Source organism: Nostoc sp. DedQUE02, from assembly GCF_034531035.1.
In the GTDB taxonomy this organism is placed as follows: domain Bacteria; phylum Cyanobacteriota; class Cyanobacteriia; order Cyanobacteriales; family Nostocaceae; genus Nostoc.
Map to the genome: position 1 here is coordinate 146,458 of NZ_JAVRBY020000006.1, position 17,192 is coordinate 163,649.

The following is a 17,192-nucleotide window of genomic DNA, read 5'->3' on the forward strand; positions in this document are numbered from 1 at the left end:
GCAAAGTTATCCTCTGCATCCCTCTATGTACGAATTACGAATTAGCCACGGGTTTCACTTGACTCAACAAATCGTGCAGTTTTTCGCCTTCAATGACCTCTGTTTCTAAGAGTTGAGTAGCGATCGCTTCTAGCAAGTCTCGATTCTGTCTGAGAATCTCTAGGGCTTGCTCGTGGGCTGTTTCCACGATTTCCTTGACTTCGATATCAATCGCTTTTGCCGTGTCTTCGCTGACCAATCTCCGAGGATTAGTAGTACCATTGCCCAAAAATGCTGCCTGTTGTCCTTGTTGATAAGCTAATGGCCCCAAGACTTTGCTCATCCCATAAGCTGTTACCATCCGTTCTGCCAAATCAGTTGCTCGTTGCAAATCGTTGGAAGCACCTGTGGTAATACTGTTAAATACAATCTCTTCGGCGGAACGTCCACCTAACAAAGTTGCAATCTGACCCCGCAGTTCTGCTTCATTCATCAAAAAGCGGTCTTCAGTTGGTAATTGCAGAGTGTAGCCCAAAGCTGCCATCCCACGAGGAATAATCGAAATCTTTTCTACGCGACCGTTTCCGGTTGTGAGTGCCCCGACCATTGCGTGACCAACTTCATGGTATGCAACAATCTTTTTCTCAGTGTCGTTCATCACGCGACTCTTCTTTTCTAAACCGGCGACTACCCGCTCAATTGCTTCGGCAAAGTCTTCTTGAGCAACTCTTTCACGCAGATTGCGGGCTGCCAATAATGCGGCTTCGTTCACCAAGTTTGCCAAATCTGCGCCAGCAAAACCGGGGGTACGAGTAGCGATCGCTTTTAAATTTACATCATCTCCTAATTTTACCTTTTGAGCGTGAATCTTGAGGATTGCTTCACGACCAGATAAATCGGGACGGTCTACCAACACTTGGCGGTCAAAGCGACCTGGACGCAGCAATGCAGGGTCTAGAGTTTCCGGGCGGTTGGTGGCTGCTAGCACAATCACCGTTGCATCCCCAGCTGCAAATCCATCCATCTCTGTTAGTAATTGGTTGAGCGTTTGTTCTCGCTCATCGTTACCACCGTAGAAGCCATTGCTACTACGAGACTTACCGATGGCGTCCAATTCATCAATGAATACAATACAAGGAGCTTGTTTTTTAGCTTGCTCAAACAAATCCCGCACTCTGGAAGAACCTACACCGACAAACAATTCGACAAACTCAGAACCAGAGATACTAAAGAATGGAACTCCTGCTTCTCCTGCTACGGCTTTCGCTAACAGCGTTTTACCAGTACCTGGAGGGCCAACCAACAGCACACCTTTGGGAATTCTAGCGCCAATTTGCGTAAACCGTGCCGGAGTCTTGAGGAAATCTACAATTTCCACTAATTCAGTTTTCGCTTCTTCTACCCCAGCCACATCTGCAAAGGTGATTTTGGCAGATTCGCCTTCAACGTAAACCTTAGCTTTGCTCTTACCAATGGAAAGCGCACCTTGAGGGCCACCGCCACCACCACGAGAAAGAAAGAACTGCCAAATACCAATAAAAATCAGTGGTGGAATCACCCAACTTAAGAGGGTTGTAAACCAAGTATTTTTGGGTGGAGGTGTAGCAGCGAACTCAACTCCCTTTTCTTCTAGAAGTTTAGGTAACTCTAAATCAAAGATTGGTGTCGTTGCAAACACTTGAGCAGGTTCGGCATTTTCTGCTTTTAATTGGTAGATAATCTGGTTTTGACCAACGGAAACGCGGCTGACTTCCCCTTCTTGAACTTGATGAATAAATAAGCTATATGGAACACCACTAGGGCCAGAAGCAAATAAACCAGGCAAAAATAAATTTAAGAGCAAGAATAGCCCTGATAGTGCCAGTAATATATTCGCAATGATCCGAAACCGAGGTGACTTAGGCTGTTCTTTAATTGCCATAGATTTACCAATCCTTAAAATGAAAACTAACTTGAAAATAGGGGATTCAGAATGCGGTATAGGGCATTGGTTCTTCTGCCCACTGCTTCCTTATCTCCCTTAACGCTTTGAGAAACTTGATTAAAGACTGGTCAAAAATGCTGGTATATTAGCCCAATCTCAGCGATATCTACGACGGTCACTGAGCGCAGCCGAAGTGCGCGCTAGCCTAGAGCAAAGTTGTTCAGTTTGTCTAGATCATCAAGAATACTAGCTCTTCTCATAATTTCTCCTAACTAGCAATGTTTGCAGCAATTTTTTATTTATGTAACTAAACTTAACAATTAAATTAATCTTTGGGAACTAACAAGCAAATACGGTTTACCGTACTCAAAGAATTAATATCACTCGAAATACTGCTCGGTTTTTGCATTTTTAACTCGGAATTGAGTTTGGGGAAAAGGTTAAAGGGTAAAGGGTAAAGGTTTTTTCTTTCCTCTTTCCCCAAAACCCTACAAGTATTGACACCACTCTAAATTAGAGAACTTAAGTAAAGAAAACACTGTCAAAAAGGATAATCTGAAAGTGTCTAAAGTCACAGTGAAATACTTTTCAAACAACCTCTAATTTTAGAGGGTAGCAATAGCGATCGCATCGTCTAAAACACTGCGAATGAGTGGATAATGACACAATATGCTTGCGTTAGTGCCAAAAAATTTAAATTGTGTAGGTTAGATTGAGGAATGAAACCCAACATTTCCGGCGCTTTGTTGGGTTGGGCTTTGATTAACCCAAGCTACAATATTAATAAAGCGAAGCCTGTAGCTGTAGCTACAGGCTCCTTGAGGTTTTTTATGAGCAATTCAGCAGACATGATATGAGTAGAAAAACCAGGTTGTTGATCTGCCCAAAAATTCTGTCCTCTACCCCTTAGATTCGACTTTTATAAGTAAGGAGTAGTATGGTTAGCTAAAACTTAAAAAGTTCAAAATTCCAGTTCAAAAGTACTAAATTTCAGCACCGCCTTTTGCTTCAGCACCCATTGGCGAAACATAATCACGGAAAAGGGTAATCTGTTGCTCAAAGTCTAATCCTTGAATTTTGCCAAACAACGCTTTACATTCTGAGGGAAGTTCATAGTCAGAAGGTACAGGAATGATAGTACCATTATCCATACCTTGAGATAATCTATACCAAAATAGGAGCTTAGTGGTATCGCCCAAAGAGCCATATTCACGAGAAATTTCCGTATCCGCTTTATTAATTAAGTCACGCTGAACTTGTAATTGTTGTTCGTGAGATAATTCCTTAACTTGATTAAACAAACCTTCAGCAATTTCTGGGGAAACAGTGCTAGCACCAGGAGCCGCCGGCGTAATCGAGCTACCCATTTCTTTGTAAATGAACCAAAACAAAGCCAGTTGTTGATCCACACCCAACTGTTGCCAAGCTTGAACATGTTCACGAATAGTAGGATCGCCAGTTTGTGTAGATGTCATTATTAACTCCGGTTGCAATTAATCAATTTCATTAGCAAGGTTATCAAATGTACATTTAGCGTTTTACCCTACTGAAGACAGATGTATTGTAATCAGAAAGAAGAACAAATGATAAGCAGAACATAAATCTGGCAAAGTGTAGTCCTGCATTAGGAGTATTACAGTTAAATAAATACATTACATCAAAATCTAAAGTAATCCTTGACTTTAGATATGTGAAAAAGTTAGCAATGGAAATGCTACAAAAATTTAGATATTTTTAAGAGTATTTCTCTAGATAGATGTTAATTTTTTTAGAGCAGTGCTTTTGTAAACACTGTCCAATTATTTAAGATTACAGCAGATTTAAAGGAAAGTGTTGTACACAAGCTCGCGTCTCAAAGCCAGGTATAAAAGCTGTTTTACTTCTGTTAGCGCAGCTTATTCTGAATTCTGACTCCTGAATTCTGCTGTAATTTAACTTGAGTTCGACGAACCTCTCCGTTTCAGAGGAGCAACGAAAAATTCAGCTTTTGCTCCCCTCTCCGACACGGAGAGGGGTTGGGGGAGAGGTCAAATAATACTTGTCGAACTCACGTTAATTTATTAACGGCAACATCCAATTTTTGGCGTTGCTGAATTGAAGTATGAATCTAGATGTAGAGACGTAGCACTGCTACGTCTCTACAAGGATTTTGGTATTATGCAAAATCGTTTTCATATATGGAATCAGCAACGCCCAATTTGTTAATGTAGAGCAAGAATACAGCTTCTGCTTTTCTTAAGCTTATTCTCGTCGATCTTGATAATCTTCAGAAGACTTTGGATCTAACTCCCAGCGATCGCCATCACGATCCTCTAAAATATCGTTGGTATGGAGAAACTCAGAATCAGCCATTTCTAGCCCTACTGCTGTTTCTAGCTCCTCTGTTACATTTTTATCGGGAGTGGAAGTACTACCACCAACAGCTTCATCTCCAACTGCATCTGCATCTTGCCAATAAGCATCAACATCTCCACCAGTCAGTTCAGGACTAGTTTCTGTGTACTCGTCTCTTTCTGCTTTTATTGAACGTCCACCAATATTGTATCCCGGCAAGTCTTTCACACCAGTACCGTAGGATTCGGTAATTTCTTGTGGCAAATCATTGGTTTCATTTTTATCAGGATGATTTTTTTTTGCCATAATATTAGCCTTTTTGTGCATTATCAGAATAACGTTTTACCGTCACCAATTTGTCTAACTAGAGATGTATAGCTGAGAAAATAATCTATCCCCTGGGTACGAAGCTAAACTAGCGATCGCGCCATAAGATTGTATGTGTAAATTCATGGTCAAGCAACTTGTAGTTGAAGCTTTTAGTTATGAGTTGGGAGTTATCAAGCCGAAATTATCAGTAGCAAACTTCTGCCTCATAACTATTTCTTATTTTGCAACCATCAAAATTTAAGTTGAGCATTTTAGTTTTGGCTCATCTTAAAAAAAATGTTAACCGAAATATTGAAATTAGAAATAAACAGCTAATAAAATCTATGACTGGCTATAACAATCATTCTGGTAAAAAGAAAGTTGCTATTCTCATTGAACAGGCGGTAGAGGATGGAGAATTTATAGTTCCTTATAATGGACTAAAACAAGCAGGAATGGAGGTAATAGTCCTCGGTTCTCGAATGAATGAAAAATATAAAGGTAAACGCGGTAAACTTAACATCCAAGCTGATGGTACTACAACGGAAGCGATCGCATCTGAATTCGACGCGGTGATCATTCCTGGTGGGATGGCTCCCGACAGAATGCGACGGAACACTAACACAGTACGCTTTGTCCAAGAAGCTATACAACAAGGAAAATTAGTCGCTGCTGTTTGTCATGGGCCACAAGTTTTGATTGAAGGCGACTTGCTCAAAGGTAAACAAGCTACTGGTTTTATCGCTATTGCCAAGGACATGATTAACGCTGGCGCAAAATATCAAGATGAGCCGATAGTAGTTGACGGAAATTTGATTACATCCCGTGAACCGGGAGACTTACCAATTTTCACCACAGCGATATTAAGCCGTCTGGGTTATGGTGGCAAAGATGCTGCATTACCAAATGAAAAAGACACAAGTGCTGAATGGTGGAAACTGGCTGATGCTTGGGGTGGCTCAACTAAAGGTGAAATCGCCAAAGGTTTAAATAATGCCCTTGCTGGTGAACGTTATTCGCTAGAAGCATTTGAAAACTACTTGCAAAAGGAATCAGATAACGAAGTTAACTCAGTCTTTCAAGAAATAATTGCTAATAAACAGCGCCACATTCAAAAACTGGAAAATTATCTTCAGCTATTGGCTGAAAAACCCTCTTTAGGCGCAAATATTGCCAATCAATATGCCAAGGTGAAAACTGCCATGACCGGAAGTGATGATATATATCAGTTACGTTCTGCTTTAGGTGATGTGCAAACTGGTATCGGCGATATTGGCAATTTGTCTGCAATGTTCACTGACCCAGTAGCAACTGCTATTTTCAAAGAAATTTATCACGATTTATTGAAATACGAACAGCGATTAGTAGAACTGTATCGGGTGCGGACAGTAGCTCAGATTCAGGCTCCTAAGCCGACTACAGGAGCTGCTGTATCAATGTAAGGTTTTTTGAACCTAGACGGCTACCGAAGAGGCGTAAATAACACACGAGAAAGAAGAGGGTATTTGCGCCTCTCTGGTGAATTTACAGTAATGGAGATATAAAAAGTGACTTCAACCTCAGGGGATAAATCAAATACAAACCAGCCGGAAGCTAGTGAAGTAGAGCGTTGGGCATCCCTTATTGGTGGCGGTGCAATGGTGCTAATGGGTTTAAGGCAAGGTTCATTGCGGGGAGCGCTGACAGCTTTAGCAGGTGGCGGTTTGGTTTATCAAGGTGCAACGAAGCAAAGCACAATCCAGAAAGCACAGGAAGCAATAGGGCTAAACCAACCCATCAAAGTTGAAAAGACGGTAACTATCAATAAATCGGCAGAAGAACTGTATCGCTTTTGGCACGACTTTGAGAATTTGCCTACATTTATGAAGCATCTCAAATCTGTCAAAGTGCATAACGAAAAACGTTCTCATTGGATTGCCAATGCACCCTTAGATAATACTGTAGAATGGGATGCAGATATTCTCGAAGACCGGGAAAATGAATTTATTTCTTGGGCTTCTGTAGAAGGTGCAGATGTTGATAATTCTGGTTTTGTCCGCTTCACAAAAGCACCAGGCGATCGCGGCACGGAAGTTAAGGTTGTTTTGGAATATAACCTCCCCGGTGGAGCATTGGCAGCTACCGTAGCTAAACTTTTTGGTGAAGAACCAGAACAGCAAATTGGTGATGAATTACGCCGCTTCAAAATGCTAATGGAAGCAGGCGAAATCGCTACAACTGAAGGTCAACCTTCTGGACGCAAGTAGAGTTATTTGTTCTTTGTCCTCTGTCATTTGTCCTTTGCCTAAAGCCAATGACAAATGACTAATGACCAATTACGAATGACTAATGACTAAGGACTAATAACTATGAAAGCAGTCTGCTGGAACGGTGCTAATGATGTGCGGGTGCAGTCGGTACCAGATCCGACAATTCTCAACCCGCGTGATGCGATTATTAAAATTACTTCCACGGCGATTTGTGGCTCTGATCTACATATATATGGTGGCTATATTCCCACAGTGCAACAAGGTGACATTATTGGTCACGAATTCATGGGGGAAGTCGTGGAAGTTGGCAGAGGAGTCAACAATTTAAAAATAGGCGATCGCGTAGTTGTTCCTTCCACGATTGGCTGTGGTAATTGCCATTATTGCCAAGGTGATATGTGGTCATTGTGCGATAACTCCAATCCTAACGGTTGGATTCAAGAAAAGTTATTCGGCAATATCACCTCAGCCATTTATGGCTACTCCCACATGCTAGGTGGGTATGCAGGCGCACAAGCAGAATACATCCGTGTACCCTTTGCTGATGTAGGTGTCGTCAAAGTTCCGCCAGATTTGCCGGATGAGATGTTGTTATTCATCTCCGACGCTATTCCCACTGGTTATATGGGTGCAGAATTATGCGATATTCAACCGGGTGATACTGTAGCCGTTTGGGGTTGCGGTGCTGTTGGACAATTTGCCATGATTAGCGCCTACATGATGGGAGCCGAAAAAGTGATCGGTATAGACCGCTTTCCCGAACGCCTGGAAATGGCGAAAAAGTTTGCCAAAGCAGAAGTGATTAACTACGAAGAAGTTAATGCTGGCGAAGCGTTGAAAGAGATGACTGGTGGTCGTGGCCCCGATGCTTGCATCGATGCTGTTGGTTTAGAAGCACACGGTGTTGGTTTAGAAGGCTTCTATGACGAAACAAAACAAAAGCTCAAATTGGAAACCGACCGTCCCCACGTTTTGCGGGAAATGATGGTCGCCTGTCGGAAAGGCGGGACTCTTTCAATCATGGGTGTTTATGGTGGTTTTGTAGACAAAATACCATTGGGTGCAGCCTTCAACAAGGGTCTAACCTTCAGAATGGGACAAATGCATGGGCAAAAATATATGCATTTGTTATTGCAGATGGTTTTGGATGGAAAACTAGATCCATCTTTTGTTGTCACCCATCAATTGCCTCTAGAGCAAGCACCCCACGCCTACAACATCTTTCAACAAAAAAAGGATAACTGCATCAAAGTTGTTCTTAAACCCTAAATGGCGAATAGTCATTTAAGGTTTGGATTTGTACACCTTACATAATAGAATTGAGGTCTTTTATGAATCGATTAACTTCTTGGCTGCGAAATATTCGTATTTCCCAAATCGTTGTAGTTTTCCTGGTAGGATTTATGTTTTTACTAGGTCAAGCTTTTACCTATGTTGATGTAGCCCAAGCTGATGTTACAACTCCAGAAGGCACTTATTATAAAGGAGTACCAGAAGGGCAAGGTGAAATTAGAAACGATAGCCAAACCACAAAAACCCAAAATCCCTTAAAAGAAGCTGCTAACACTATCCGCGAAAAACTAAACTTGGATGAAGAGGCTCCTCGCTCTACAAAAGAGTTTCTGAAGTCTACAAAAAATAAAGTCGAAGAAGCAGGTCAGCCATTGACTCAAACTAAAGAAGGTTATTACCGAACTCCTCCTAGCAAGTAACAGAGAGATAGAGTCTAGACTCGTTAAAACCTTTGAGTCTAACTTTTTGACTCATACACTGTAAAACAACCTTTGAAAATTTACTGAGACGCGATAAATATCGCGTCTCAAAATCAGGCTAAATCGAGTGTTTATCTTGATATTAACGAGCCAGAATTAATAAGTAAGGACTAAATATTATGAAAGCAGTTTGCTGGCATGGAGCAAACGATGTGCGGGTTGATACAGTTCCCGACCCCAAAATTATTAACCCACGCGATGCCATTGTTAAAATTACTTCCACGGCAATTTGTGGTTCGGATTTGCATATTTATGACGGCTACATTCCCACCATGCAAAAGGGCGATATCCTTGGTCATGAATTCATGGGGGAAGTCGTAGAACTTGGAAGTGCAGTTAAAAATGTGAGGGTAGGCGATCGCGTCGTTGTTCCCTTCACTATATCTTGCGGTAGCTGCTTTTTCTGCAATCGGGATTTATGGTCACTGTGCGACAACTCTAACCCCAATGCTTGGTTAGTAGAAAAGCAAATGGGTCATTCGCCAGCAGGTCTATTTGGCTACTCTCATTTATTCGGCGGTTACGCTGGTGGTCAAGCAGAGTATGCACGAGTACCCTTTGCCGATGTCGGTTTGTTCAAAATTCCCGATGGTTTAACGGATGAACAAGTATTATTTTTAACAGATATTTTTCCCACAGGCTACATGGCAGCCGAGAACTGCAACATCAAACCTGGCGATGTTGTTGCTGTTTGGGGTTGTGGCCCAGTTGGACAATTCGCCATCAGAAGTGCATATATGTTAGGCGCAGAACGGGTCATCGCCTTCGACCGCGTTCCCGAACGGCTGCAAATGGCTAAAGAATACGGCAAAGCAGAAGTTCTTAACTACGAAGAAGTAAATATAGGCGAAGCACTCAAAGAAATGACTGGCGGTCGTGGCCCCGATGCTTGCATTGATGCAGTGGGAATGGAAGCACACGGCACAGATTTTATGGCATTCTACGACCAAGTAAAGCAAACAGTGCGTCTCGAAACAGACCGTCCGACGGCATTACGGCAAGTAATAGTATCTGCTGCCAAAGGGGGTCACGTATCACTTGCGGGTGTGTACGGTGGCTTTTTAGATAAAATCCCGATGGGTGCTGCCATGAACAAGGGATTAACCTTCAAAATGGGACAAACGCACGTCCACAAGTATCTAAAACCTTTGCTAGAACACATCCAAAATGGTGACATTGATCCAACGTTTATCATCACCCATACTTTACCTCTAGAACAAGCTCCCCACGGCTACGAAATTTTTAAGCACAAGAAAGATAACTGCATCAAAGTTGTACTAAAACCATAAGGTGATTATGAGCGATACCAGCATTAAAAAAGTAGATTCTACCCATTCCCCTAAAGGTAAACTCGGTCAGAAGTATCTTGCTTCTGGTAAATCTCTTTCCATGCGTCTTTGGGAAGACGAACAACCAAACGAAGACAAAGAACCAGCTTCGCGCGACTATGAAACAGTTGGTTATGTAATTAATGGTCGTGCCGAATTGCACATTGAAGGGCAAATGATTTTGCTAGAGCCTGGTAGTTCTTGGGTTGTACCCAAAGGAGCCAGCCACACATACAAAATTTTGGAACCATTTACTGCTGTTGAAGCAACCAGTCCACCCGCTCAAGTCCACGGACGAGATGAAAATTAAACCGCAAACATTATAGCGGTGTTTGAATCTTACTCCCCTTCCCTTGCAGGGAAGGGGCTGGGGGTTAGGTCTATATTGCACTCAACCCAAAAACGCTATGTAGCCGTTTTCAATTGTGTTTAATAGACATCTCCAGAAATTAATTATGCGTTACCTGAAACCCTTGTAGAGACGTTGCATTGCAACGTCTCTACATTCATTTTCGGAAATGTTTAATGTAGGCATTTCGTAAGGGCGCACAGATGTGTATACGTGTTAACTTAACGTAAAAGCCATGTCCCGCCTTGAACTGAAGTTCCTTGCTAATAGTTAAAGTCTACTAAAGTAGACTAAAGATTTTTAGGAATATTTAGTCTACTGAAGTAGACTTTAGCTATTAGCCCTGAAATTTATTTCAGGGCGGGTGAGGAAGCTAACAGTTAAGCTACTTTTAGCTTAAGTTGACACCAATGACAGCTGTACTACCCTACTGTCTTTTGGTTATACCTTTCTCGAAAGAAGCCAGGGTTTTCTGAAATCCTTTCCTAGACAGAACTATAAATAAAAAAGCCCTAGTCGGAATACTTATTTAAAAGTATTTTTTTTATCTGACTAGAGGCTGATGAAGATAAAGCATTTGATTAGTTTCCTAGTAATAAGAAGCTACACAAAATCGCATAAAAGTTTGGCAACTGTTTTGATTTTGCGTCAGCAACATCTGCAATTAACGAGGAATTCAAATGTTTTATCACAATAAGAAACTCCAGTATTTTAAGCCGCCAGAAAAACCAGATGCAGTTTACGCAATGAAAATTCAAGAACTCATCGGCGGGACTTTTGGTGAAATGACCGTGATGATGCAGTATCTGTTTCAAGGTTGGAACTGTCGAGGCCCTGCCAAGTACCGGGATATGCTGCTAGATGTTGGTACTGAGGAAATCGGTCACATTGAGATGCTGGCGACGATGATTGCCCATCTTCTAGATAAAGCGCCGATCAAAATGCAAGAAGAAAGTGCAAAAGATGCGGTAGTAGGTGCTGTGATGGGCGGTAGTAGCCCACGAGATGTAATTATGGCGGCGGCGATGAACCCCCAACACGCTATTGTGTCTGGTTTGGGTGCAACACCATCTGATAGCGTCGGTTATCCTTGGAACGGTCGTTTTATTGTCTCCAGTGGCAACTTGTTGGCAGATTTTCGGTCTAATCTTCACGCCGAAAGTCAGGGACGTTTGCAAGCAGTACGACTGTATGAGATGACCGACGATCCAGGGGTGAAAGATACCTTGAGCTTTATGATCGCTCGTGATACCATGCATCAAAATTTGTGGCTAGCAACCATTGAGGATTTAGAAAGCTCTGGATTGGAAACCACGCCAGTTCCCAGTTCCTTCCCATTAGAATTGGAGAAACGCGAGTTTTCTTATCAGTTCTGGAATCACTCAGAAGGCACAGAAAGTTCTGAAGGTCGTTGGGCAAAAGGCCCCTCAATGGATGGCAAAGGCGAATTCGAGTATGTGGAAAATCCCCAACCACTAGGCCCAGAACCACAACCTCCTGTACCCGATCCACGACTGCATGGTACATCGAAAATGCCACTGGCACAAGGCGATGTTTCAAGCGCACCCTCTTTGATTGACCGTATAACAAGTATCGGTGATTAATCATTGGCATAGAGTTGCATTCACATCTGTCCTAATAACATTTGATTCCCCCAATTCTCCTTACAAAGGAGGGTTGGGGGAATTTTTGATGAAGATTCATCAGTTAGCTAGCACTCACTTGGTAGTTTGATAGATTAAGAACGTCGAACCAGTCAGAGCCTCTGCGGTTTGTTATTCCGTAATTCCTGCGTAAGTCCTGTTAGTGACAAAGTGGCGATTCGTTCAGTATTTCCAAAAGCGATCGCTCTATAATTTCACTGACAAATTTATTGCCTTGCAAGTTGAGGTGAATGTGATCGTGAAACAAACCTTGCGGGTTACTGGTTGAATTGAAGCTCGGCAAAAAGTCTATATAGTTAATTTGCTGTGCTTTGGTAAAATCGCTCAAGCGCTGACGTGCTTGAATTTCGTAATCGCGGAGGCCTGGTTCACCAATTTCTCGTAGTAAGGGAGTCATGACTAGCAAAAATTGGCTGTTGCTTTGCCGAGTTAGGGTTTGAATTTTAGCGATCGCCTCCAGATTAATCCCTACGCGATCGCCTGCTTCATTTTGCAAGGCTTGTATTTCGGGAATTGGCTTTTGCTTAACGATATAACGTTGCCACACTTCCACTAATGCCAGGGGAGGTTTACTATCTGGGTAATTGCGATCGCGTCCTACTGGTAAAGAAGTAGGAGCAGTAGCAAACAAATCATCGGTATTAATTAATAACACTACAGCTTGCGCGTTGAAATTGCCAAACTTCTCTAAATAAGCTAATTCGTTCCTTGGCCCCCAAGAGTTGGCGGAAGCATTTAGCACTTCTACTTCCTGATAATTACTATTAGTAGATGATGCTAGTGAACGCATCATCAAACTAGAGATTGTATTCGTCTGATCTGTCCACCAGCCGCCATTAGCTATAGAATCACCTAACAGTAAAACTCGCAGCCCAGCAGGTGCGGGTATCTTTTTTATCGGATTACCTCGCATAGAATATTCATTAATTTCAATGCGATTACCAAAACGACGGGTACGCTGGTTAGGAGCCAACAAATAACCAATCTGCTCATCGCCAATATAAATCAGGGGATTACCAAAACCAAACAGCGATCGCAGTCCAATCTCAACTACCACAAACAATCCCACAACCACTGCCGAAATTACGATCAATGCCATCACCTACTTGCACCCTTTTATACTGAGTTACTGTTCAACGATAGTAACTGACGGATTGGGAATTGGGGATTGGGCATGGTTATTCTCCTTGTTTGCGCCAGTCTTCAGCCCATTTTGTATAAATAATCCTACTACCTCTAGCGAAGTAAGTAATTGTGGGGTTTTAAAAATTGTGAAGGTTAAACAAAATAGTATTAGGAATTTAACATCATCCGCAAAGAGAAGGACTACAATCAAAGCGGACAAAATGTTTCATGCTCCAACAACAGAGGATTACAAAGCTATGTCCGACTTAAATCGAGGAATTATGAAATTCGAGGGGGCAGATTCCCCAAAAGTAGTCACTATCTCTACCGTGTTGCTTTTGGGATCGATCGCTGCTCTCATAATTTGGGCGCTGCAAGCTGCCTATGCGCTAAACTAAAACCATTAGTCGCCTAAAAGGACACTTGTCTTAAACGCTTTCCGTCGTAGCCAAGTGTCCATTTAGCAACTAGTAATTGAAGAATCCAGAATCCAGAATCCAGAATCCAGAATGCTTTTCCTTGGGGGATTCAAACCACTAGCTGATTGTAGATTTCTAAATCTATAATTTGGATTGTTTTTGAACCCCCGTGTTTATGCTCTAGTCATCATTCTGAACGCCAGTTGCTCCACTTCGGGAAACCCCAAGACCGCACTGGCTCCTCCTGACTCCTGACTCCTGAATTCTTTTTGATAAAAACGCCCTAATAACCATCAAAAATTTCAGCAAAACTTTAGATTTTAGATTTGAGGTTTTAGATGGAAAATTTAAATCTAAAATCCAAAATCCAGAATGTTTGAACCTTGGGGTGTCTTAGTTATTTTAATTGTCTGCCCCCTCTTGGGCGGATTACCCCTGATTGCATGGATTACTTACGCGCTGACGCGGAAGCAATTATCACAAGTTGGTACAGGAAACATTAGTGTATCGGCTGCTTTTTATCATGGCGGTAAATTTGTCGGAATTCTGGCAGTCTTGTCAGAAGCTTTTAAAGGAGTGGCGGCAGTGTTACTCAGCCGCGCTTTCTTTCCAGATGGATCTGCTTGGGAATTGCTTGCCCTTATCGCTCTAGTAATCGGTAGATACTGGATCGGCAGAGGGGCGGGTACGACAAATGTTGTCTGGGGATTTGTCGTACACGATCCACTGGTGGCTATATTTGTATCTTTCTTTGCAGGTATTAGTTTGACAATTCTGCAATCAAGAAAGGTAGTAAAATTTGGGGTTTTGCTTCTTTTTCCTCTGTTTGTGGCACTTCTACACATTAGCGATATTCCCAGAATCCTCGCTGCTGTCGCCTTAGCTAGTTTAATGGGCTGGATTTATATCAAAATTCCTGATGATATGAAACTGCCAGCCCAAGAGGCACAAACAGAATCGCAAGCAATGTTGGAATTTTTACGCGGCAATCGCGCAATGATTTCTTTAGATGAAGAGTTGGATGCTGCCATTGTCGGAGAAAAAGCAGCTACGTTATCTCAAATTAAGCGCTGGGGCTATCCAGTGCCGAAGGGGTGGGTACTCGCCCCAATCGACGATCCCCAACTGTTAACAGAATTTCTCCAGCCATCAGAATTATCCCCCTTGGTGGTGCGTTCTTCTGCTATTGGAGAAGACTCGGAACAGGCTTCTGCTGCTGGGCAATATCAAACAATTTTAAATGTAACCAGCCCGGAGGAATTGCAGCAAGCGATCGCTCAAGTTCAAGCTTCCTACAATCATCCATCTGCCGTCCAATATCGGCGCGATCGCGGTTTAAACGATACAGCAATGGCTGTGTTGATTCAACAACAAGTCCAGAGTGTATATTCTGGTGTTGCTTTCAGCCGCGATCCCATCACCCAACAAGGTGATGCAATTATCATAGAAGCCCTTCCAGGCAGCCCGACGCAAGTCGTTTCTGGAAAAGTCACACCAGAACAATATCGCGCCTTTGTCATTGAAACAGAAAATTCTTACTCTGTACAATTAGAGGGTCAAGGACGAGTCCCCCAAGCATTAATCAAACAAGTTGCTTACCTTACCTACCGACTCGAAAAACGTTATCATGGCACTCCTCAAGATATCGAGTGGAGTTACGATGGTCAAACGCTTTGGGTATTGCAATCTCGACCGATCACGACTCTGTTGCCCATTTGGACACGCAAAATCGCCGCCGAAGTGATTCCAGGAGTAATTCATCCCTTAACATGGTCGATTAATCGTCCCTTAACTTGTGGAGTTTGGGGAGAACTTTTTACTATAGTTTTGGGCGAACGCGCTTCCGGGTTAGATTTCACCGAAACAGCGAGTCTGCACTATTCCAGAGCTTATTTTAATGCATCCCTCTTAGGAGATATTTTTCTCCGTATGGGATTGCCGCCGGAAAGTCTGGAATTTTTAACCAGAGGAGCGAAATTAAGTAAACCGTCCTTGCAGTCAACCTGGAAAAACTTGCCAGGATTAGGAAAGTTGCTGAAGCGGGAATTAAGCTTAGAAAAAGACTTCAAGGAAGATTACTATAAACTTTTTATTCCTGGGTTGTCGCAATTGGCGCAGGAAGATGTCGAGAACTTGGAACCATCCAAGCTGTTGACAAGAATTGATTTTATTCTGGAGTTACTACACCGAGGAACATATTACAGCATTTTAGCTCCCTTGAGTGCGGCTCTGAGACAGGCGATTTTCCGGGTGAAGGATGGGCAAATCGATCATAGCGTCACGCCAGAGATTGCAGCATTGCGATCGCTCAGTGCAATAGCTACAGATGCCAAACAGATATTGCTTGAGTTTGATCCACAGCAGGTATTTGAGCAATTAAAGCAAACTCCAGAGGGAGAGAAGATTCTCCAAGAATTTAACGAATTACTTCAGGATTATGGCTATTTAAGTGAAGTAGGAACTGATATCTCCGTTCCCACTTGGCGAGAAAATCCTCAGATGATTAAGCAGATGTTTGTGCAGTTAATGCAGGGGAACGAACCACAAGGAGGCGCTAAAGACGCGATTAATAGTATCTTTGCCAGTAAGCGCAAACGCTCTTTTGTGCAACGGCGTGTAGATATCAAAGGACGAGTTACCGAAGTTTATTCCCGGCTTTTAGCGGAATTGCGTTGGAGTTTTGTGGCTTTAGAGAAAATTTGGTTAAAGTCTGATTTACTCAGAAAAACAGGTGATATCTTTTTTCTCAACTTTGATGAAGTGCGGCGTTTAATTGTGGATGAAGATTCCAGCTTAATCGAGCAGTTGGATGAGTTAGTGGAATTCAGGCGATCGCAATTTCTGCAAGATAGCGAAATTATTCAAGTACCTCTTTTAGTCTACGGTAATACACCTCCTCACCCGTTAGCTCCCTCTGAACTCTATTCTGACCAAATTTTGCAAGGTATTGGAGCCAGTCATGGACAAGTTGAAGGTAGAGTGAAGGTGTTGCGAAATTTACAAGACGTGCCAGAAATCGATCGAGATACAATTCTGGTAGTACCTTACACAGATTCCGGCTGGGCCCCATTATTGTTAAGAGCTGGAGGATTAATTGCCGAAGCTGGTGGCAGGCTTTCTCATGGTGCGATCGTTGCTCGTGAGTATGGAATCCCCGCAGTGATGGATGTTCGCGGTGCTACATGGCTCTTGCAAGATGGTCAACGAGTCAGGATTGATGGATCTAGGGGTATTGTGGAATTATCTAATGATTTAAGACCAGAATGATTACCACTTCCCTGAAAGACTTGCCTGAAGAGTCGGTTTCTCACAATGCCGAAATCAAGAAAAAGGTGATGTTACGCTTCGGCGATTTACCTCACCTGACTAACTTTTCTCAAGCACGTTTTGCTCCTGGACAAACCGCATCAGCACACGCGCATCAAGATATGTGCGAAGTATTCTTTGTGGAAGCTGGTTCAGGAGTAATTCACATTGATGGTAAAGAATACCCCTTGCTTCCGGGAAACTGCGTAGCCATCGAACCAGGAGAAGTACACGAAGTTGTCAATAGTGGCTCAACTGAACTTGTTTTGACATACTTTGGTTTGCGAGTTGAAAAATCAGGCTAATCATCAGTTACAAACGTGCATTAATTAGCGACTTGGGTGAATAAAGATATAGAAATCCTGGCGTTGTTGAATTAAAGTATGAATTTGGATGTAGAGACGTAGCACTGCTACGTCTCTACAAGGATTTTG

At 42.6% G+C, this 17,192-nt stretch carries 14 protein-coding genes; 10 read left to right on the plus strand and 4 right to left on the minus strand.

Features of this window, described 5'->3' with window-relative positions; translation table 11 throughout:
• Positions 1 to 34: 34 nt before the first annotated feature.
• The 3 genes from ftsH4 to RMX98_RS08515 all read right to left on the minus strand — a co-directional run bounded on the left by ftsH4 (position 35) and on the right by RMX98_RS08515 (position 4,543).
• Positions 35 to 1,900 (minus strand): ATP-dependent zinc metalloprotease FtsH4, encoded by a 1,866-nt coding sequence (gene ftsH4 / locus RMX98_RS08505; protein ID WP_322676601.1) that lies wholly within the window; start codon positions 1,898 to 1,900, stop codon positions 35 to 37.
• A gap of 986 nt (positions 1,901 to 2,886) precedes the next feature.
• A complete protein-coding gene (locus RMX98_RS08510; protein WP_322676600.1) occupies positions 2,887 to 3,378 on the minus strand; it encodes an orange carotenoid protein N-terminal domain-containing protein in 492 nt (163 codons plus the stop codon).
• A gap of 766 nt (positions 3,379 to 4,144) precedes the next feature.
• The gene (locus RMX98_RS08515; RefSeq protein ID WP_322676599.1) at positions 4,145 to 4,543 is read right to left on the minus strand and encodes a DUF6335 family protein; all 399 of its coding nucleotides are present in this window, start codon (positions 4,541 to 4,543) and stop codon (positions 4,145 to 4,147) included.
• 347 nt (positions 4,544 to 4,890) lie between these two features.
• Here RMX98_RS08515 and RMX98_RS08520 point away from each other — a divergent pair, with 347 nt between their 5' ends.
• The 7 genes from RMX98_RS08520 to RMX98_RS08550 all read left to right on the plus strand — a co-directional run bounded on the left by RMX98_RS08520 (position 4,891) and on the right by RMX98_RS08550 (position 11,848).
• Entirely contained in the window at positions 4,891 to 5,988 is a 1,098-nt protein-coding gene (locus RMX98_RS08520) for a DJ-1/PfpI/YhbO family deglycase/protease (RefSeq protein WP_322676598.1), read from the plus strand.
• A gap of 105 nt (positions 5,989 to 6,093) precedes the next feature.
• Positions 6,094 to 6,792 (plus strand): SRPBCC family protein, encoded by a 699-nt coding sequence (locus RMX98_RS08525; protein ID WP_322676597.1) that lies wholly within the window; start codon positions 6,094 to 6,096, stop codon positions 6,790 to 6,792.
• A gap of 102 nt (positions 6,793 to 6,894) precedes the next feature.
• Positions 6,895 to 8,064, plus strand: a complete 1,170-nt coding sequence (locus RMX98_RS08530) for a zinc-dependent alcohol dehydrogenase (protein ID WP_322676596.1) — start codon at positions 6,895 to 6,897, stop codon at positions 8,062 to 8,064.
• Positions 8,065 to 8,126: 62 nt separating this feature from the next.
• Positions 8,127 to 8,507 carry a hypothetical protein gene (locus RMX98_RS08535; protein WP_322676595.1) on the plus strand — a complete coding sequence of 127 codons (381 nt, stop codon included), beginning with the start codon at positions 8,127 to 8,129 and terminating at the stop codon, positions 8,505 to 8,507.
• A 179-nt stretch (positions 8,508 to 8,686) separates the two neighbouring features.
• A complete protein-coding gene (locus tag RMX98_RS08540; RefSeq protein ID WP_322676594.1) occupies positions 8,687 to 9,856 on the plus strand; it encodes a zinc-dependent alcohol dehydrogenase in 1,170 nt (389 codons plus the stop codon).
• A gap of 7 nt (positions 9,857 to 9,863) precedes the next feature.
• The gene (locus RMX98_RS08545; protein ID WP_322676593.1) at positions 9,864 to 10,205 is read left to right on the plus strand and encodes a cupin domain-containing protein; all 342 of its coding nucleotides are present in this window, start codon (positions 9,864 to 9,866) and stop codon (positions 10,203 to 10,205) included.
• 719 nt (positions 10,206 to 10,924) lie between these two features.
• Positions 10,925 to 11,848, plus strand: coding sequence for a manganese catalase family protein (locus tag RMX98_RS08550; protein WP_322676592.1), 924 nt, complete (start codon positions 10,925 to 10,927; stop codon positions 11,846 to 11,848).
• A 199-nt stretch (positions 11,849 to 12,047) separates the two neighbouring features.
• On the opposite strand, the gene RMX98_RS08555 is transcribed toward RMX98_RS08550, so the two are convergent.
• Entirely contained in the window at positions 12,048 to 13,007 is a 960-nt protein-coding gene (locus RMX98_RS08555; RefSeq protein WP_322676591.1) for an SGNH/GDSL hydrolase family protein, read from the minus strand.
• Between the two features lie 247 nt (positions 13,008 to 13,254).
• Here RMX98_RS08555 and RMX98_RS08560 point away from each other — a divergent pair, with 247 nt between their 5' ends.
• From RMX98_RS08560 to RMX98_RS08570, 3 genes are all read left to right on the plus strand, one after another.
• Positions 13,255 to 13,431 (plus strand): hypothetical protein, encoded by a 177-nt coding sequence (locus RMX98_RS08560; protein WP_176727114.1) that lies wholly within the window; start codon positions 13,255 to 13,257, stop codon positions 13,429 to 13,431.
• A gap of 393 nt (positions 13,432 to 13,824) precedes the next feature.
• Complete coding sequence (locus tag RMX98_RS08565; RefSeq protein WP_322676590.1) at positions 13,825 to 16,719, plus strand: glycerol-3-phosphate acyltransferase; 2,895 nt, start codon at positions 13,825 to 13,827, stop codon at positions 16,717 to 16,719.
• Positions 16,716 to 17,063: a cupin domain-containing protein gene (locus RMX98_RS08570; protein ID WP_322676589.1), complete on the plus strand. Its 348-nt coding sequence runs from the start codon at positions 16,716 to 16,718 to the stop codon at positions 17,061 to 17,063. Before RMX98_RS08565 ends, RMX98_RS08570 begins: the two co-directional genes overlap by 4 nt.
• The last annotated feature ends 129 nt before the right edge of the window (positions 17,064 to 17,192 follow it).